At 64.1% G+C, this 16,843-nt stretch carries 20 protein-coding genes; 2 read left to right on the forward strand and 18 right to left on the reverse strand.

What is annotated here, in order from left to right:
- Positions 1-17: 17 nt before the first annotated feature.
- On the reverse strand, positions 18-986 hold the full coding sequence (locus H681_RS16005; protein ID WP_015477921.1) for a GTP 3',8-cyclase MoaA: 969 nt from the start codon (positions 984-986) through the stop codon (positions 18-20).
- A 93-nt stretch (positions 987-1,079) separates the two neighbouring features.
- Positions 1,080-1,718, reverse strand: coding sequence for a TetR/AcrR family transcriptional regulator (locus tag H681_RS16010; RefSeq protein WP_015477922.1), 639 nt, complete (start codon positions 1,716-1,718; stop codon positions 1,080-1,082).
- 84 nt (positions 1,719-1,802) lie between these two features.
- Here H681_RS16010 and H681_RS16015 point away from each other — a divergent pair, with 84 nt between their 5' ends.
- Complete coding sequence (locus H681_RS16015) at positions 1,803-2,936, forward strand: aminotransferase class V-fold PLP-dependent enzyme (RefSeq protein WP_015477923.1); 1,134 nt, start codon at positions 1,803-1,805, stop codon at positions 2,934-2,936.
- 266 nt (positions 2,937-3,202) lie between these two features.
- Here H681_RS16015 and H681_RS16020 read toward each other — a convergent pair whose 3' ends face one another.
- The 13 genes from H681_RS16020 to H681_RS16075 all read right to left on the reverse strand — a co-directional run bounded on the left by H681_RS16020 (position 3,203) and on the right by H681_RS16075 (position 13,341).
- Complete coding sequence (locus H681_RS16020) at positions 3,203-3,979, reverse strand: TatD family hydrolase (protein WP_015477924.1); 777 nt, start codon at positions 3,977-3,979, stop codon at positions 3,203-3,205.
- A gap of 88 nt (positions 3,980-4,067) precedes the next feature.
- Positions 4,068-4,424 carry a PilZ domain-containing protein gene (locus tag H681_RS16025; protein WP_015477925.1) on the reverse strand — a complete coding sequence of 119 codons (357 nt, stop codon included), beginning with the start codon at positions 4,422-4,424 and terminating at the stop codon, positions 4,068-4,070.
- A 36-nt stretch (positions 4,425-4,460) separates the two neighbouring features.
- Positions 4,461-5,447 (reverse strand): DNA polymerase III subunit delta', encoded by a 987-nt coding sequence (locus H681_RS16030; protein ID WP_015477926.1) that lies wholly within the window; start codon positions 5,445-5,447, stop codon positions 4,461-4,463.
- Positions 5,440-6,072 (reverse strand): dTMP kinase, encoded by a 633-nt coding sequence (tmk, locus tag H681_RS16035; protein ID WP_015477927.1) that lies wholly within the window; start codon positions 6,070-6,072, stop codon positions 5,440-5,442. The genes H681_RS16030 and tmk overlap by 8 nt, the downstream gene beginning before the upstream one ends.
- A 24-nt stretch (positions 6,073-6,096) precedes the next feature.
- Positions 6,097-7,191 (reverse strand): endolytic transglycosylase MltG, encoded by a 1,095-nt coding sequence (gene mltG / locus H681_RS16040; protein WP_015477928.1) that lies wholly within the window; start codon positions 7,189-7,191, stop codon positions 6,097-6,099.
- A gap of 6 nt (positions 7,192-7,197) precedes the next feature.
- Positions 7,198-8,013 carry an aminodeoxychorismate lyase gene (gene pabC, locus H681_RS16045; protein WP_015477929.1) on the reverse strand — a complete coding sequence of 272 codons (816 nt, stop codon included), beginning with the start codon at positions 8,011-8,013 and terminating at the stop codon, positions 7,198-7,200.
- Entirely contained in the window at positions 8,013-9,257 is a 1,245-nt protein-coding gene (gene fabF, locus H681_RS16050; RefSeq protein ID WP_015477930.1) for a beta-ketoacyl-ACP synthase II, read from the reverse strand. The genes pabC and fabF overlap by 1 nt, the downstream gene beginning before the upstream one ends.
- A 119-nt stretch (positions 9,258-9,376) precedes the next feature.
- The gene (gene acpP, locus H681_RS16055; protein WP_015477931.1) at positions 9,377-9,613 is read right to left on the reverse strand and encodes an acyl carrier protein; all 237 of its coding nucleotides are present in this window, start codon (positions 9,611-9,613) and stop codon (positions 9,377-9,379) included.
- 191 nt (positions 9,614-9,804) lie between these two features.
- Complete coding sequence (gene fabG, locus H681_RS16060; RefSeq protein ID WP_015477932.1) at positions 9,805-10,548, reverse strand: 3-oxoacyl-ACP reductase FabG; 744 nt, start codon at positions 10,546-10,548, stop codon at positions 9,805-9,807.
- A gap of 12 nt (positions 10,549-10,560) precedes the next feature.
- Positions 10,561-11,499: an ACP S-malonyltransferase gene (gene fabD, locus H681_RS16065; protein WP_015477933.1), complete on the reverse strand. Its 939-nt coding sequence runs from the start codon at positions 11,497-11,499 to the stop codon at positions 10,561-10,563.
- A 104-nt stretch (positions 11,500-11,603) separates the two neighbouring features.
- Positions 11,604-12,611 carry a phosphate acyltransferase PlsX gene (plsX, locus tag H681_RS16070; protein ID WP_080636233.1) on the reverse strand — a complete coding sequence of 336 codons (1,008 nt, stop codon included), beginning with the start codon at positions 12,609-12,611 and terminating at the stop codon, positions 11,604-11,606.
- 3 nt (positions 12,612-12,614) lie between these two features.
- Positions 12,615-12,797 carry a 50S ribosomal protein L32 gene (gene rpmF, locus H681_RS25540; protein WP_009621425.1) on the reverse strand — a complete coding sequence of 61 codons (183 nt, stop codon included), beginning with the start codon at positions 12,795-12,797 and terminating at the stop codon, positions 12,615-12,617.
- Positions 12,798-12,810: 13 nt separating this feature from the next.
- Positions 12,811-13,341, reverse strand: a complete 531-nt coding sequence (locus H681_RS16075) for a YceD family protein (protein ID WP_015477935.1) — start codon at positions 13,339-13,341, stop codon at positions 12,811-12,813.
- A 112-nt stretch (positions 13,342-13,453) separates the two neighbouring features.
- Between H681_RS16075 and H681_RS16080 the strand changes: the two genes are divergently transcribed.
- Entirely contained in the window at positions 13,454-14,032 is a 579-nt protein-coding gene (locus H681_RS16080; protein WP_015477936.1) for a Maf family protein, read from the forward strand.
- Positions 14,033-14,083: 51 nt separating this feature from the next.
- Here H681_RS16080 and sppA read toward each other — a convergent pair whose 3' ends face one another.
- From sppA to rluC, 3 genes are read right to left on the reverse strand one after another with little or no spacing between them, the layout of a single operon-like run.
- A complete protein-coding gene (gene sppA, locus H681_RS16085; protein WP_015477937.1) occupies positions 14,084-15,064 on the reverse strand; it encodes a signal peptide peptidase SppA in 981 nt (326 codons plus the stop codon).
- Positions 15,054-15,749, reverse strand: coding sequence for an HAD-IA family hydrolase (locus H681_RS16090; RefSeq protein WP_015477938.1), 696 nt, complete (start codon positions 15,747-15,749; stop codon positions 15,054-15,056). The genes sppA and H681_RS16090 overlap by 11 nt, the downstream gene beginning before the upstream one ends.
- Positions 15,742-16,698, reverse strand: coding sequence for a 23S rRNA pseudouridine(955/2504/2580) synthase RluC (gene rluC / locus H681_RS16095; RefSeq protein ID WP_015477939.1), 957 nt, complete (start codon positions 16,696-16,698; stop codon positions 15,742-15,744). Before rluC ends, H681_RS16090 begins: the two co-directional genes overlap by 8 nt.
- Between the last annotated feature and the right edge of the window lie 145 nt (positions 16,699-16,843).

A 16,843-nucleotide genomic window follows, 5' to 3' on the forward strand; every position in this document is an offset into this window, starting at 1 on the left:
GGTCTGGGGGGGCGGATTCAGCCGCCGATGATCTTCATGATGGTGACGCCGCCGGAGAAGGCGACTTCCTGTTTGTCCGCCAGCGCATGCACCAGCAGACGCTGCAGGGCCGGCAGGGCCTGATGGCGCGGCTTGTCGAGCAGATCGCCGATGTAATGGCGATTGCTCGACGACAGGCAGCCATGCAGCCAGCCGGTAGAGGACAGGCGCAGGCGCGAGCAGGTGCGGCAGAACGGCACGCTTTCGTTGGCGATCACGCCGAAGAAGCCCTGTCCCGGCACTTCATAGCGCAGCGCGGTGGCGTCCACGGGCGCATCGGCCTGGGTGTAGTCATGGCGAGAACCAATCAGCTCCAACAGCTCCGGCATGCTGACGAACTGCCGGTTGAACGCATTCGGGTCGCGGGCCAGATGCCCCATGCGCATCAGCTCGATGAAGCGCAGCTCGAAACCATGCGCCAGGCAGTAGTCCAGCAGCGGCACCACCTGGTCAAGGTTCTGGCCGCGCAACGGCACCATGTTGAGCTTGATCTTCAGCCCCGCCGCGCGCGCCTCATCGAGCCCCTTGAGCACGGTCGCCAGGTCGCCGCCACGGGCGATGCGGCGGAAGGCGTCGGCATCGAGCGTATCGAGGGAAACGTTGAGGCGGCGGATACTGCACTCCAGCAGCAGCGGCAGCTTCCTCGACAGCAGTTGGCCGTTGGTGGTGATGGCGATGTCCCGCAACCCAAGGCGGCTGACGCCATGCAGGAAAGCGTCCAGCTTCGGACTGACCAGCGGCTCGCCGCCGGTCACCCGCAGGCGCTCGATACCGGCGGACTCGATCAGGTAGGCGACCCCGCGCACCAGCGCTTCTGCGGAGAGCTCGTCCTGGGCGGCGACCAGACGCTTGCCGTCCGGCACGCAGTAGGTGCAGGCGTAGTTGCACGCGGCGGTCAGGCTGACCCGAAGGTTGCGGAAGCGCCTGCCCTGGCGATCGACGATCATGCTTGGCTCCGGTGGAGATCACCCAGTCAGTATATCTCCACCCTCGCCCGCCGCCCTGTCGCACGAGCGACGATGGGTGGCGCGAATGTCGGCTCAGGAGGTCGACGTATCGCCGTCGCGCTTGCGCTTGTTGCCCATGCGCACGCCGATGTCCATGAGGAACTGGAAGAAGCCCTCCTGGTCCTCCAGCACTTCGCGCCAGAACGGCGAGTGGTACAGCGCCACGGCGCCATGCACCAGCGCCCAGGCGGCGCAGTAGTGGAAGTAGGCCGGCACGTCTTCCAGCTTGCCCGCGGCGATGCGCTCCTTGATCAACTGGCTGAGGCGCTCGAAGTTGGATTCGCGGATCTTGTGCAGCTCCTCGACCATCTCCGGAACCTGGCTGGTCTTCACTACCTTCTCTTCCAGGCGGTCGAACAGGCGGTAGCGCTGCGGGTCGCGCATGCGGAACTCGAAGTAGGCGCGCGACAGGCGCTCCTTGTCGCGGGCGACGTCCTCGGAGTGGAACAGCGCCGCGAGATCGCGCTCGTAGTCCAGCATCAGGCGCAGGTAGATCTCGGCCTTGGACTTGAAGTGCTTGTAGATGGTGCCTTTGCCGATACCCACGGCATCGGCGATCATTTCGACCGTGACACTGTCTTCGCCCTGTTCCAGGAACAGCTTCAGGGCGGTGTCGAGGATTTCCTGTTCGCGACGACGGAATTCGCGAACCTTGCGCGGCTCTTTCTGCATAAAAAGACTGTTCGGTCAAAAATAGTCAAAATTCGAAGCCGCGTATTATGCCTATTCAGCGCCAAATTGCACGGATCATCCGACATGAGTAGCTTTTCCCACGAATTTCCCCATCAGTCCGGCCTTCGTTACCTGAACCATGCCGCCGTGGCGCCCTGGCCCAAACGTGCGGCTGACGCCGTGGCCGCCTTCGCCCAGGAAAACATCCTGCTCGGCGCCCGCGACTACCCGCAGTGGCTGACCATCGAAAAACGCCTGCGCGAGCGTCTGGCGCGCCTGCTCAACGCCCAGACCACCGGCGACATCGCCCTGGTGAAGAATACCTCCGAGGCGCTGTCGTTCGTCGCCTTCGGCCTGGACTGGCGCTCCGGCGACCAGGTGGTGATCAGCGATCAGGAGTTCCCCTCCAACCGGGTCGTCTGGGAAGCGCTCAGGCCCAGGGGTGTCGAGGTCATCCAGGTCAGCCTGGACGGCGCAGATCCCGAAGGCGACCTGCTCGCCGCCTGTGGTCCGCGTACGCGCCTGCTGTCGATCAGCGCCGTGCAGTACGCCAGTGGATTGCGCATGGACCTGGAGCGCCTCGGCGCGGGCTGCCGCCAGCGCGGCGTGCTGTTCTGCATCGACGCAATCCAGCAACTCGGCGCCCTGCCCTTCGACGTCCAGGCCTATGACTGCGCCTTCGCGATGGCCGACGGCCACAAGTGGATGCTCGGCCCGGAAGGCCTGGGTGTGTTCTATTGCCGCACCGCCGAACGGGAACAACTGGCGTTGCAGGAATACGGCTGGCACATGCTGGAAAACGCCGGCAACTACGATCAGGCCGACTGGCAGCCGGCGCGCAGCGCGCGGCGCTTCGAGTGCGGCAGCCCGAACATGCTCGGTGCCGTGGCGCTGGGCGCGAGCCTGAGCCTGCTGGAAGAAGTCGGCATGGCGAAGGTGGGCACCCTGGTCGAGGAGCACGTGCAGCAGTTGCAGGACGGACTCGCCCGGATTCCCGACGCCGCCTTGCACAGCCCGCTGGATCCGACGCGCCGCGCGGGTATCCTGACCTTCAGCCTGGCCGGCTGGGACAATACCCGGCTGCTGGAGCGTCTGCGCGCAGAACAGGTGGTATGCATCCAGCGCGGCGCCGGTATCCGCTTCTCGCCGCACTTCTATACGTCAGAGCAAGTGATCGAGGAAACCCTGGCGCTAATCGCGAATCTGGCGCAGGAATGAGCCCAGGTGCTCAGCCCGCTGTGATGTATTCCAAATCCGTTTAAAAAACACCCGGCCCCCTGTGGCAGCCACGGCATCTTGGCCAATACTTGTAGATACCGGTGCGCGGCATCTCCCCCCAAGTGCCCCGCCGGTGAAGGTACCGAGGATCGCGTACCTTATTGTTACACTCCTAATGGTCTTGACCCGGATTCATCCCCCAGAACCCGGGTTTTTTTTGCGCGCAGGAAATGTATCCGCGCCAAGACAATTCGACGTCAAGACGATCAGGTAGCGAGCGGGAACAACCGGCGGAAGTTGGCGGTGGTCTGCTCGGCCAGGGTCTCGAAGCTCACCCCCCGCAGTACGGCCAGGTACTCGGCGACCTCGCGCACATACTCGGGCAGGTTCGGCTTGCCGCGGTGAGGCACCGGTGCGAGATAGGGCGAATCGGTTTCCACCAGCAGGCGGTCGGCCGGCACCTGGCGGGCCACCTCGCGCAATTGCTCGGCATTGCGGAAGGTGACGATGCCCGACAGCGAGATGTAGAAACCGATGTCCAGCGCCGCCTTGGCCATCTCCCAGTCTTCGGTGAAGCAGTGCAGCACGCCGGCTTGCGGCAGCGCCACCTCGCGCAGCAGCGCCAGGGTATCGGCACGGGCTTCGCGGGTATGCACGATGACCGGCTTGCCAGTGACCTTGGCAGCTTCCAGATGGAGGCGGAAGGCTTCCTGCTGCAGCTCGGCGGCCTCGGGCTCGTAGTGATAGTCCAGGCCCGTCTCGCCGATGGCCACCACGCGCGGATGGTTCAGCTCGCCCAGCAGCCAGTCCAGCGCCGGCGCGGCGCCCGGCTCCAGGTCCAGCGGATGCACGCCCACCGAGCAATGCACGTCGGCATAGCGCTCGGCCAGGTCCTTCACCGCCTTGGCGTTGTCCGCACTGACGCCGATGCACAGGAACTGGCTCACGCCGCGCGTGCGGGCGGCGTCCAGGGCGGCATCCAGCGAACCACCGTAGGCGGCGAGATCGAGGCGATCGAGGTGGCAGTGGGAATCGACCAGCATGAAAACACTCTCCGGAAAATGACGAAGCGCCCCTTCGGGCGCTTCGTGTCTGCAGCCTGTAAAGCCTGCCAGTTCTAAATGGTATGAGCTACATGGTATGGGTCGGACGGTCCGATTTCAGCGCGCCGGCCAGGTAAGTCTCGATCTTGTTGCGCGCGGAGTTGTCGCCATCGTTGAACTGCACGCCGATACCCGCCGCCCGGTTGCCCTGCGCCCCCCTGGGGGTGATCCAGACCACCTTGCCGGCGACCGGGATCTTCTCCGGCTCATCCATCAGGTTGAGCAGCATGAAGACTTCATCGCCCAGCTTGTAGGTCTTGTTGGTCGGAATGAACAGCCCGCCGTTGCGGATGAACGGCATGTAGGCGGCATACAGCACGGACTTGTCCTTGATGGTCAGGGACAGGATTCCGTTACGCGGACCCAGATTCGGTGGCAAGCTCATTCAGCTATCCTGGCAGATTTTCCCGATGGCCGGATTCTAGCCCGGCCCGGGCAGACTTGCCCACTGTACGAGCAAGGCTTCGAGAAGCAAGGCACGATTGAGATTGGCTTTATTCAGGACTTTCTGCCGCTGCACCAGCAACCAGTCCTGGATTGCCAGCACCTTGCGCTGTGCCGACTTCTCGGCGAGGTACTGCACCACCTTGCGCATATCGGTCAGGCCGAGGCCGGCTTCGTCGCGCGCCAACTGGTAGCGCAGGGTCAGCAAGGTCCAGTCGCAGAACCAGTCGAACAGCAGCGGCAAGGGCAGCGCATTCCAACTGTCCGCCAACTGGCTGGGGGCGATCTGCTGCTTGAGCAGCTTCTTCACTCCCTCCACCACCAGCGCGCGCTGCTCGCGCACGCCCTGCCCGTGCAGGCGCAGTGCGGTGAGCGGCGACCCGCCGGCCAGCACCAGCAACTCGTCCAATCCTTCCGCCGACTCGTCCGGCAGGGCGCCGGCCAGCCAGGCGCGGCTCTGCTCCCTGCTCGGTTGCGGGCAGGCCTGCTGCACGCAGCGGCTCTTGATGGTCGGCAGCAGGCGGCTGGGCTGGTGACTGATCAGCAGCAGCACCGTATCACCGGAGGGTTCTTCCAGGCTTTTCAGCAGCGCGTTGGCGGCGTTCAGGTTCATCGCCTCGGCGGGCTCCAGCAGCAGTACCTTGCGCCCGCCCAACTGGGCGGTCTGCACCACGAAGTCCACCAGCTCGCGCACCTGGTCGACGCGAATGGGTTTCTCCGGCTCTTCCGGCTCCAGCAGGAAGTAATCCGGGTGGGTACCGGCGGCCAGCAACTGGCAGGCTTTGCATTGGCCACAGGCGTTGCCGCCCATCGGCTTCTGACAGAGCAGGAAGTGCACCAGATTTTCCGCCAGCACGCGCTTGCCGATACCCGCCGGGCCGTGCAGCAGGTAGGCGTGGGCATGCCGCGGGCGACCACTCAGTTGCTGCCAGAGGCCCTGTTGCCAGGGATAGATATCAGCCATGCAGGCGCTCCAGCAGGGTCGGCAGCAGGCCGTCCAGATCGCGCTGCACCTCGGCCAGCGGCTGCGCGGCATCGACAATGTGATAGCGCGCCGGCTCGGAGCGGGCGCGCTCCAGGTAGGTATTGCGCACCGCTTCGAAGAAGGCGCGGCCTTCCTGCTCGAAGCGGTCCAGCCGACCACGGGCCGCGGCGCGGGACAGGCCGACTTCCACCGGCAGATCGAAGACCAGGGTCAGGTCCGGGCGCAGATCGCCCTGGACGAAGAGTTCCAGCTGCGCGATGCGCTCCACCGGCAGACCGCGCCCGCCACCCTGGTAGGCGTAGGTGGCATCGGTGAAGCGGTCGCACAGCACCACCGCACCGCGCGCCAGGGCCGGACGAATCACTTCGGCGATGTGCTGGGCGCGGGCGGCGAAGACCAGCAGCAGCTCGGTGTCCACCGCCATCTTTTCATCGCTGGGGGCCAGCAGCAGCTCACGGATGCGTTCGGCCAGCGGAGTACCGCCGGGCTCGCGGGTCAGCTGGACTTCGATGCCGCGCTCGCGCAGGCGTTCGGCCAGGTACTCGCGGTTGGTGCTCTTGCCCGCACCTTCGGGGCCTTCCAGGGTGATGAACAGGCCGGTCACTCGGCTCTCCTTAAATGTGTCGGGCTACTGCGCCGCCGGGACGTCACCGGCGGGCGCGTTCGGCGCGGACACCGGCGCCGGCAGCGGAATGGGCGCCGGACTGGAACGGTAGTCGGCGCGGCGCTTGAGCTGGAACGCCTGAACCGCCCTGTTGTGATCGTCGAGGTTGTCGGAGAAGGCATGGCTGCCATCGCCCCGCGCAACGAAATACAGGCTCTGTCCGGGCACCGGGTTGAGCGCCGCGTGGATGGCCTCGCGCCCCGGCAGGGCGATGGGCGTCGGCGGCAGGCCGGCGATCACATAGGTGTTGTAGGGGGTCGCCTCGCGCAGATCGGTACGGGTGATCCTGCCACTGTAGCGACTGCCCATGCCGTAGATGACGGTCGGGTCGGTCTGCAGCAGCATGTTCTTCTGCAGGCGGCGCACAAAGACGCCGGCGATCTGCCCACGCTCCTGCGGCACACCGGTTTCCTTCTCCACCAGCGAGGCCATGATCAGCGCCTGATAGGAGTCCTTGTACGGCAGGTCCGGTTCACGCTTGTCCCATTCCTCGGCGAGGATATTGTCCATGCGCTGGTAGGCCTGCTTCAGCAGGTCGACATCCTTGCTGCCACGGACGAAGCGATAGGTATCCGGGAAGAAGCGTCCCTCGGGGAACACGCCGGGCTTGCCCAGCCTGGCCATCACTTCGGAATCGCTCAGGCCGACCAGGGTCTGGCCGAGCTTGGGCTGACGGGCGAGCAGCTCGCGCACCTGGCGGAAGGTCCAGCCCTCGACCAGGGTCAGGCCGTACTGCACCACGTCGCCATCGCGCCACGAATCGAGCAGCTCAGCGGCAGTCATGCCAGGCTTGAGGCGATATTCACCGCTGTGCAGCGCTTCGCCGGCCAGGTTGAAGCGCCAGTACAGGCGCAGCCAGAACGCACCGTGCAGCACGTCCTCATCTTGCAGCCGGGCCAGCAGCCCGCCGGGTGTTGCCCCGGTCGGCGCATCGAGCAGTCGTTCCTCGGTGAGCTGGAGCGGCTGTTGCAGCGCGCGATGCTGCTCCCAGGCCGCCAGGCCCAGCACGAGCCCGGCCAGCAGCAGGCCGCCTTCCAGCAGCACCAGCAATTTGCGCATCACGTGTCAGGAATCCAGAAGTTCGCGAAGTTGGCCTTGCAGTTTACGGGTCAGCGACCCGACCGGCCAAGCATGACCGTCCATGCCACGTACCGGCCAGATGCCGTAGAGGCTGTTGCAGAGAAAGACCTCGTCGGCCCGCGCCAGTTCGGCGAAGTCGATGTCCCGCACGATGACCGGTAGTCCAAGGTCGCCGGCGCGCTCGATCACTTCGGCCCGCATCACGCCGGCAACGCCGCAACGGCAGAGGTCGGCGGTGATCAGTTGACCGTCGCGAACCAGGAACAGGTTGCTGAACACACCTTCGATGATCCGCCCGGACACATCGCGCATCAGGCCTTCGGCAAATGCCGGATCATTCCACTCCGCCCGGGCCAGTACCTGCTCCAGGCGATTGAGGTGCTTGAGACCGGCCAGCAGCGGCTGCTCGGCCAGGCGGGTAACACAGGGAAAGAGCTGCACGCCCTCCTCCCGGTGTCTGGCCGGATAAGCCGGCGCCGGCGAACCGAGCAGCAGGCGGCGCACCTGGGCATCCACTTGCGGCGCATAGCCGCGCGCGCCTTCGCCGCGGGTCAGCATCAGCTTGGCGACACCATCGCCCAGCGCCGTGCAGAAGCGCAGCAGTTCGTTTTCCACCCGATCCAGCGAAACCGGCAGGGATAGGCGCTCTACGCCCTCCTCCAGCCGGGCCATGTGGCGGGCCAGCAGGCGCGGACGGCCCGCCGACACGCTAATTGTTTCGAACAGGCCGTCGCCGTAGGCCAGTCCGCGATCCCTCACGGACAGGGCCTCCGCGCTGCGGCCGTCGACCCAGCTCAGCATCAGCCGTGGAACCGGCGGAACACCAGGGAACCGTTGGTGCCGCCGAAGCCGAAGGAGTTCGACAACGCGACCTCGATCGGACGCTCCTTGGGCTGGTGCGCCACCAGGTCCAGGTCGCAGCCTTCGTCGGGGCTGTCCAGGTTGATGGTCGGCGGCGCCACCTGGTCGCGCAGGGAGAGCACGCAGAAGATCGCCTCGACCGCGCCGGCGGCACCCAGCAGGTGGCCGGTCATGGACTTGGTGGAACTCATCGACAGCTGGTAGGCATGCTCGCCGAAGATCGACTTCACCGCGGCGATTTCCGCGATGTCGCCAGCTGGCGTCGAAGTGCCGTGGGCGTTGATGTAGTCGACCTGTTCCGGATTCAGGCCGGCGTCACGCAGCGCCGCCTTCATGCAGCGCGCGGCGCCCGCGCCGCTTTCCGGCGGGGCGGTCATGTGGTACGCGTCGCCGCTCATGCCGAAGCCTACGACTTCGGCGTAGATACGCGCGCCACGGGCCTGGGCGTGCTCCAGCTCTTCCAGCACCAGCGCGCCAGCGCCGTCGGAGAGCACGAAGCCATCACGGTCCTTGTCCCACGGACGACTGGCCTTGGCCGGCTCGTCGTTGCGGGTGGACAGCGCGCGGGCCGCGCCGAAACCGCCCAGCCCCAGGCCACAGGCCGCCATCTCGGCACCGCCGGCAACCATTACGTCAGCGTCGCCATAGGCGATGTTGCGCGCGGCCATGCCGATGTTGTGGGTGCCGGTGGTGCAGGCTGTGGTGATGGCGTAGTTGGGGCCCTGCAGACCGAGGTTGATCGACAGGAACCCGGAAACCATGTTGATGACCGAGCCGGGCACGAAGAACGGCGAAATGCGCCGCGGGCCCTGCTCGAACAGCGAACGGCAAGTATTTTCAATGTTGGTCAGACCGCCGATGCCCGAACCGATGGCAACGCCGATGCGCTCCCGGTTGGCGTCGGTGACTTCCAGGCCGGAGTCGCGCACCGCCTGGTAACTGGCGGCAAGGCCGTACTGGATGAACAGGTCGAGTTTGCGAGCTTCCTTGGCGGACATGTACTGCTCGACGTCGAACCCCTTCACCGAACCGCCGAAGCGGGTGGAGAAGGCGGACAGGTCCATGTGTTCGATCGGGGCGATACCACTGCGCCCAGCGAGAATGCCTTCCCAACTGCTCGGCACATCCACACCCAGGGGCGACAGCATGCCCATGCCGGTGATGACTACGCGTCTACGCGACACTGTGACTTCCTCTCTAGCGGTTTCACGGCAATAACGCCGGCTGATGCCGGCGTTAAAGAAAAGCCGCACGCCTTTGCAGGCCGTGCGGCTTCTTTCGTCGGGGAACCGACGACTACGTCTTATGCCTGGTGGGCAACGATGTAGTCGATGGCTTCCTGAACGGTGGTGATCTTTTCGGCTTGCTCGTCGGGGATTTCGGTCTCGAATTCCTCTTCCAGAGCCATCACCAGCTCAACGGTGTCAAGGGAGTCGGCGCCCAGGTCTTCAACGAAGGAAGCGCTGTTGGTGACTTCTTCTTCCTTAACGCCGAGTTGCTCAGCAACGATCTTCTTGACGCGTTCTTCGATGGTGCTCATACCTTGTTTTCACTCCTATGGACAATCCGTACAGCTGGGCTGCGGGTAAGTGTATAGAAAGGGTTTTCTGCATTTCAAGCTGAACGCTGACGCCCCTTCGCGGATACCCGAATGGTCTGTCTAATCCCAGTTGCAGTGCTATGAGAATTTTAGACAGCGCATTTGACATCGCCGCGAAGGAACACGTCACATCAACTCATGTACATTCCGCCATTCACCGGTACCGTGGCACCCGTTACATAAGCTGCGCCCTCGGAAGCGAGGAATGCTACCACTTTGGCGATCTCTTCGGCTTGTCCCAGTCGACCCAGCGGAATCTGACCGAGCAGCGCTTCACGCTGGGCCTCGGGCAGTTCGCGGGTCATATCGGTGTCGATGAAGCCCGGAGCGACCGCGTTGACAGTGATAGCACGGGAACCGACTTCGCGCGCCAGGGCACGGGTGAAGCCCTCCAGACCGGCCTTGGCGGCAGCGTAGTTGGTCTGCCCGGCATTACCCATGGCACCGACCACCGAGCCGATATTGATGATGCGGCCCCAGCGCGCTTTGGTCATGCCACGCAGGACGGCTTTCGACAGACGGTAGAGGCTGTTCAGGTTGGTGTTGACCACGTCGAACCACTCGTCGTCTTTCATGCGCATCAGCAGGTTATCGCGGGTGATGCCGGCATTATTGACGACGATAGCCGGAGCACCGACCTCTTTCTGGATGGTCTCGAGGGTGCTGGTCACGGACTCGTCATTGGAGACGTCCAGCACCATGCCCGAACCCTGGATGCCGCTGGCCTTGAGGTATTCGGAAATTTTCTGCGCGCCGGACTCGCTGGTAGCGGTGCCGATCACGGTGGCGCCCATGCGACCCAATTCCAGGGCGATGGCCTGGCCTATCCCCCGGCTCGCGCCGGTAACCAGTGCAACCTTGCCTTGCAGACTCATGCTTTATCTCCTTTAAACCAGCGCCGCGCGTGCCGCCCCGAAGGCGTCCGCGGAGTCCAGGTTGTGGGTGGTCACGCCCTTGGCGCAACGCTTGTTCAAACCGGCCAGCACCTTGCCCGGGCCGCACTCGACCAGGTTGGTGACACCTTTCTCGGCCAGCAACTGCACACTCTCGACCCAGCGGACCGGGCTGTACAGCTGCGCCAACAGGTCGCGCTTGAGCGCGGCCAGATCAGCCGGAACCTGAGCGGTAACGTTCTGCACCAGGGCAATCTGCGGCATCTGCCATTGAACGGCCTCGACGGCCTCGGCGAAACGCTCGGCAGCCGGGCGCATCAGTTCGCAGTGCGACGGCACGCTGACCGGCAGCGCCACGGCGCGCTTGGCCCCACGGGCCTTGCAAGCCTCGATGGCGCGCTCGACGGCCTTGGCCGCACCGGCGATCACCACCTGGCCAGGGGCGTTGAAGTTCACGGCACTGACCACTTCGCCCTGAGCCGCCTCGGCGCAGGCAGCGAGCACGTCGGCGTCTTCCAGGCCGAGGATGGCAGCCATGCCACCGGTACCGGCCGGCACGGCTTCCTGCATCAATTGGCCACGGCGCTCGACCAGCTTCACCGCATCGGCGAAAGCCAGGCTGCCGGCGGCGACCAGCGCAGAGTACTCACCCAGGCTGTGACCGGCGACGTAGGCCGGCTGCACGCCACCTTCGGCCTGCCACAGACGCCACAGGGCGATAGAAGCGGTGAGGATGGCGGGCTGGGTCTTGTCGGTCTGGTTCAGGCGCTCTTCCGGCCCTTCCTGCACCAGGGCCCAGAGGTCATAACCCAGGGCTGCAGAGGCTTCGGCAAAGGTATCGCGCACGATGGCGTGCTGGGCGCCCAGTTCGGCGAGCATGCCGAGGGACTGCGAACCTTGACCGGGGAATACGAAGGCGAGGGATGCGGACATTGCAACAGGTCCCTTTTATCTGATTCGTCAAATGGATATCGCCGGCGAAAGCCTGGCGTATTGAACTGACAGTTGGATGACGGTCTGACGACCGCGGTCACACATTAGAGCAGATGTTCCAGGCGACCATGCAGCCGCTGGGGCAGATTCTCGCGAACTTCCAGCAGCGCCCGACGCAACGCGCTCTGGATGCCCTCCTCTCTCGCACTGCCATGACTCTTTACCACGATGCCCTGCAAACCCAGGAAACTCGCGCCATTGTGCTGGGACGGCGTGAGATCGCCGCGCAGCCGACGCAGGAACGGCATCGCCATCAAGCCCACCGCCTTGGCCGGCAAACTGGAGTTGAACAACTCTTCCAGACGGGCCGCGACCATCGCCGCCAAGCCCTCGCTGGACTTGAGCAGGATGTTGCCGACGAAGCCGTCGCACACCACCACATCGGCCAGCCCGCGATACAGGCCGTCGCCCTCGATGTAGCCGATGTAATTCACCCCGCGCGCCTGCTGCAGCAGACTGGCCGCCAGCTTCACCTGCTGGTTGCCCTTGATGTCCTCGGTACCGACATTCAGCAGAGCAACCCTGGGATTGCTCTTGCCCAGCGCCTCCGCCGCCACAGCACCCATCACGGCGAACTGGTAGAGATGCTCGGCACTGCAGTCGACATTGGCCCCCAGGTCGAGCAGATGACAGCGGCCAGCCTGCGTCGGCACCGCGGTGACCATCGCCGGGCGATCGATGCCGGGCAGCGTCTTCAGCAGATAACGGGAAAGCGCCATCAGCGCACCGGTATTGCCGGCACTGACGCAGGCATGGGCCTTGCCATCCCGAACCAGCTCGAGGGCAGCACGCATGGAGGAATCGGGCTTGCCGCGCAACGCCTGGGACGGACGTTCGTCCATCGCAATGACTTCACTGGCAGGGTGGACATGGAGGCGCTGACGCTCGACCGGGGAAAGGCCGCGCAGGTGTTCTTCGATCAGAGAGGCTTGGCCAACGAGGACCAGCTGAAGAGAGGCATATTCGGCCAGAAAGGAAATGCAGGCCGGAACAATGCAGTGGGGACCGTAGTCCCCACCCATTGCATCAATCGCGATGATTGGTGCGGACAAGGATTACTCGTCAGAGCCCTTGTCTACGACCTTACGGCCGCGATAGAAACCGTCCGGGGAGACGTGGTGACGCAGGTGAACTTCACCGGTGCTCTTCTCTACGGACAGAGCGTTCGCGTCCAGGGCATCGTGGGAACGACGCATGTCACGAGCGGAACGGGATTTTTTGTTCTGCTGAACAGCCATGATTGATTAACTCCTAAACGTTTGGGTCACGCTTCAACTGCGCCAGTACGCTGAACGGATTGGGCCGTTCTTCCACGTTCTCGCTCGGCTCGGGCGCTGTTGCGTATCCCACCGGCTGCTGGCAATCCTCAGGGTCATGGACCGGCACGATGGGCAAGGCGAGCAGCAACTCGTCCTCGACCAGCGAGGTCAGGTCGAGGGGATCTTCCCCCACTTCCAACGCATCGTAGCCACTGGGCAGATCATCGATCGACTTGCCTTCCGGAATGATGACGTAATCGTACTCACCACCCACATGGAAGTTGGCCGACTCGAGACAGCGCTGGCATACCATGCTCACCTCGGCGTCGAGTTCGACGTGCATGACCGCCAGTTTCTGCTCGTCACGGAAGAAGGAAAACTTCGCGTGAACATTGCCATCACTGCGGGTCAGTTGCTCGTTGAGACGTGGCATCTTGGCGATCGGCAGCTCACCTTCGAGGGTGGCAGCGCGCTCGACCAGTTTGCGCGGATCAACGTGAGGTGGTATCGGTCCATTCAACATAAGCGCGCCATTATAGGGATGCACTTGAAGCTGTCAAAGGAAATTAGCCATAAACCGCTGTATGGACAGCTCTTTTCGCTAGAATCGCGGCGACGCTCCGAAGGAATCTTCCATGTTACCCCTGATCCTTGCCTCCAGCTCACCCTACCGCCGCGAACTGTTGCAGCGCCTGCGCCTGCCGTTCGAATGCGCGAGCCCCGACATCGACGAAAGCCCTCTCCCCGACGAAAGCGCCGAACAACTGGTTCAACGCCTGGCGGAAAGCAAAGCGCGCGCCCTGAGTCAACGCTATCCCGGCCATCTGATCATTGGATCGGACCAGGCCGCCGTAAACGACCACCGCATCCTCGGCAAACCCCACGACATCGAGCGCGCCACCGAGCAACTGAAGGACGCCAGCGGCAAGAGCATCAGCTTCCTCACCGGCCTCTGTCTGCTGAACAGCCACAGCGGCCGGAGCCAGGTCGATTGCGTGCCATTCACCGTGCACTTCCGCAACCTCGACGAGCCGCGCATCCGCCGCTACCTGGAAGCCGAGCAACCCTTCGATTGCGCCGGCAGCTTCAAGGCCGAAGGCCTTGGCGTCAGCCTGTTCCGCTCCACGGAAGGCGAAGACGCCACCAGCCTGATCGGCCTGCCGCTGATCCGCCTGGTGGACATGCTACTGGCGGAACACGTACAGATCCCCTAAAAACAGCAAGGCCCGGCGCGCGCCGGGCCCTTCTCTATATATGGAAAGGAATCAGCGCAGAACCGGCCCCTGCCACCCCATCCACAACGCCATGCGCTCCGCGACACTGGCGCCCAACTTCTTGGCGAAGCGGTCGAAGGGAGTTTCCTGGACGGTGTAGTCCACCACTTCCTTCTCCTTGATGATCTCGCGAGCCACGTAACTGGTACTACCCAGGCCGTCGATCAGACCCAATTGCAGCGCCTGCTCGCCGGACCAGATCAGACCGGAGAACAGCTCGGGATGATCCTTGTCCTTCAGGCGATCGCCGCGCCCCTTCTTCACACTGTCGATGAACTGCTTGTGCGTGGTGTCCAGCACCTGCTGCCAGAACGCTGTTTCATCCGGCTTCTGCGGCTGGAACGGATCGAGGAAGGCCTTGTGCTCACCCGAGGTGTAGACACGGCGATCCACACCCAGCTTCTCCATCGTACCGACGAAGCCGAACGTCGCCGCCGTCACGCCGATGGAGCCCACCAGACTGGCCTTGTCCGCATAGATTGCGTCGGCAGCACTGGCAATGTAATAAGCGCCGGAAGCACCGAGATCGCTGATCACGGCGTAGACCTTGATATCCGGATGCTCACCGCGCAGACGCTTGATTTCATCGTAGATATAGCCGGACTGCACCGGACTGCCGCCCGGGCTGTTGATGCGCAGTACGATCCCCTTGGTACCGGAATCCTCGAACGCCGAGCGCAGCGCGCCGACGACATTGTCGGCACTGGCCGGCTCGTTGTCGGCGATCATGCCCTTCACCTCGATGAGCGCCGTATGGCTGGCGCTGCGCGAGGCAGACTTCGACAGACCACCGAACGGACTGAGCAGCGCCAGGGCGATGAACAGGTAAAGGAAAGTCAGCAGCTTGAAGAAGATGCCCCAGCGGCGCGAACGACGCTGCTCCTGAACCCCGGCCAGCACCGCCTTCTCCAGCAGCTTCCAGCTCTTGTCGTCACCCGCCTTGGTATCCCCAGCCTTCCATTCATCCGACATCGTTGCCTACCTCGAGCACCGGCCTCACCGAACGCCCGGCCAGCCAGGCGCGCAATTCATTGAAATGTTCCACTTCCAGCGCCGGAGCATACTCTCGCAGAGTCTCCAGCGACTGCGCACCATAACCCACCGCCACCGAATCCATGCCGGCACGGCGCGCCATGTCCAGATCGAAGGGGGAATCCCCCACCATCAGCGCATCGCGCGCCGCCACCCGGCAATGCCGGAGGATTTCATGCAGCATGCGCGGATCGGGCTTGCTCGCCGACTCGTCGGCGGCGCGGGTGATATCGAAGAAATCGGTCCACCCCTGCCCCGCCAGCACGCGATCCAGCCCCCGGCGATTCTTGCCGGTGGCGACCGCCAACTGGTAACCCGCGCGGCGAAACTCGACCATCGCCTCGGCAACACCCGGGAACAGCGGCGAAGGCTGCACTTCGAGACTCAGGTAGTGCTCACCATAGTCGCGACGGAAACGCTCCAGCGGCTCGCCTTCTTCCACTTCGGGATAGAGCGTCTGGATCGCCTCGGGCAGACCGAGACCGATGATGCCCTTGATCGCCTCATCGTTGCGCGACGGCAGGCCGGAGCTGACCGCCGCGACCCGCATCGACTCGACGATACGACCGATGGAATCCACCAGCGTGCCATCCCAGTCGAAGATCAGCAGGGAATACTCACGCATCCAGGCGCTCCACGGTACGCTGCCAGACTTCATCGACCGGCGCCTCCAGCTCCAGCACCGAGCCATCGGGCATCGGCACGCGCAGGAACGCGGAGTGCAGGAACAGGCGTTTGCCGCCCAGCTCGCGGATCTCGCGGGAGAAGTCTTCGTCGCCGTACTTGGGGTCGCCGGCAATGGAATGACCGGCATGCTTGGCATGCACACGAATCTGGTGGGTACGACCGGTGATCGGGCGCGCCTCCACCAGGGTGGCGAAGTCGCCGAAGCGGCGCAGCACCTTGAACTCGGTCAGCGCTTCCTTGCCTTCTGGATTCACTTCCACCACGCGCTCGCCGGAGCGCAGGTTGTTCTTCAGCAGCGGCACGGCGATCTGCTTCTTCGCCGCCGGCCAGCTGCCACGCACCAGGGCATGGTAACGCTTATCCACCACACGTTCGCCGCGCAGCGCATCATGCAGGTGGCGCAGCATGCTGCGCTTCTTGGCGATCATCAGCAGGCCGGAGGTATCACGATCCAGGCGATGCACCAGCTCCAGGTCCTTGCACTCCGGACGCAGTTGGCGGAAAGCCTCGATAACCCCGTAACTCAGCCCACTACCGCCATGCACGGCGATGCCGGTGGGCTTGTTCACCACGATCAGCGCCTTGTCTTCGAAGACGATGGCGGCTTCCAGGCGCTCCAGCAGCCCCTGCGCCAGCGGCACCGGCTCGTCGCGCTCAGCCAGGCGCAGCGGCGGCACGCGCACCACGTCGCCTGCTTGCAGCTTGTACTCCGGCTTGATGCGGCCTTTGTTGACCCGCACCTCACCCTTGCGAAGGATGCGGTAGATCAGGGTCTTGGGGACGCCCTTGAGCTGGGTGCGAAGGAAATTGTCGATGCGTTGGCCGGCATACTCCGGCGCGACTTCAAGCAGCTGAACGCCGGAAGTCGGAGGGGCGGGATTCGTCATCCGGATATAATAACAATTTTTCATTCAATTGAAGCACTTAATCATTGCTGCTATATTCGGGAGGCCGCCAAAAGTGGCCAGGCCCACGGATGATCGCGTAATCGCCGTCCCCAACCGCCTGCAAACACATTGAACGGACACGAGG

The sequence above is a fragment of the Pseudomonas sp. ATCC 13867 genome (assembly GCF_000349845.1).
Lineage (GTDB): Bacteria > Pseudomonadota > Gammaproteobacteria > Pseudomonadales > Pseudomonadaceae > Pseudomonas.

What these genes read in the sequence shown, in the direction of transcription:
- H681_RS16030 (WP_015477926.1), bottom strand. Translation starts at nt 5,447, where the DNA reads ATGGCTGATATCTATCCCTGGCAACAGGGCCTCTGGCAGCAACTGAGT.
- H681_RS16080 (WP_015477936.1), top strand. Translation starts at nt 13,454, where the DNA reads ATGTTACCCCTGATCCTTGCCTCCAGCTCACCCTACCGCCGCGAACTG.
- H681_RS16020 (WP_015477924.1), bottom strand. Translation starts at nt 3,979, where the DNA reads ATGCTGGTCGATTCCCACTGCCACCTCGATCGCCTCGATCTCGCCGCC.
- mltG (WP_015477928.1), bottom strand. Translation starts at nt 7,191, where the DNA reads ATGCGCAAATTGCTGGTGCTGCTGGAAGGCGGCCTGCTGCTGGCCGGG.
- rluC (WP_015477939.1), bottom strand. Translation starts at nt 16,698, where the DNA reads ATGACGAATCCCGCCCCTCCGACTTCCGGCGTTCAGCTGCTTGAAGTC.
- acpP (WP_015477931.1), bottom strand. Translation starts at nt 9,613, where the DNA reads ATGAGCACCATCGAAGAACGCGTCAAGAAGATCGTTGCTGAGCAACTC.
- H681_RS16015 (WP_015477923.1), top strand. Translation starts at nt 1,803, where the DNA reads ATGAGTAGCTTTTCCCACGAATTTCCCCATCAGTCCGGCCTTCGTTAC.
- pabC (WP_015477929.1), bottom strand. Translation starts at nt 8,013, where the DNA reads ATGCTGAGCTGGGTCGACGGCCGCAGCGCGGAGGCCCTGTCCGTGAGG.
- rpmF (WP_009621425.1), bottom strand. Translation starts at nt 12,797, where the DNA reads ATGGCTGTTCAGCAGAACAAAAAATCCCGTTCCGCTCGTGACATGCGT.
- H681_RS16075 (WP_015477935.1), bottom strand. Translation starts at nt 13,341, where the DNA reads ATGTTGAATGGACCGATACCACCTCACGTTGATCCGCGCAAACTGGTC.
- H681_RS16005 (WP_015477921.1), bottom strand. Translation starts at nt 986, where the DNA reads ATGATCGTCGATCGCCAGGGCAGGCGCTTCCGCAACCTTCGGGTCAGC.
- H681_RS16010 (WP_015477922.1), bottom strand. Translation starts at nt 1,718, where the DNA reads ATGCAGAAAGAGCCGCGCAAGGTTCGCGAATTCCGTCGTCGCGAACAG.
- sppA (WP_015477937.1), bottom strand. Translation starts at nt 15,064, where the DNA reads ATGTCGGATGAATGGAAGGCTGGGGATACCAAGGCGGGTGACGACAAG.
- fabD (WP_015477933.1), bottom strand. Translation starts at nt 11,499, where the DNA reads ATGTCCGCATCCCTCGCCTTCGTATTCCCCGGTCAAGGTTCGCAGTCC.
- H681_RS16090 (WP_015477938.1), bottom strand. Translation starts at nt 15,749, where the DNA reads ATGCGTGAGTATTCCCTGCTGATCTTCGACTGGGATGGCACGCTGGTG.
- H681_RS16025 (WP_015477925.1), bottom strand. Translation starts at nt 4,424, where the DNA reads ATGAGCTTGCCACCGAATCTGGGTCCGCGTAACGGAATCCTGTCCCTG.
- fabG (WP_015477932.1), bottom strand. Translation starts at nt 10,548, where the DNA reads ATGAGTCTGCAAGGCAAGGTTGCACTGGTTACCGGCGCGAGCCGGGGG.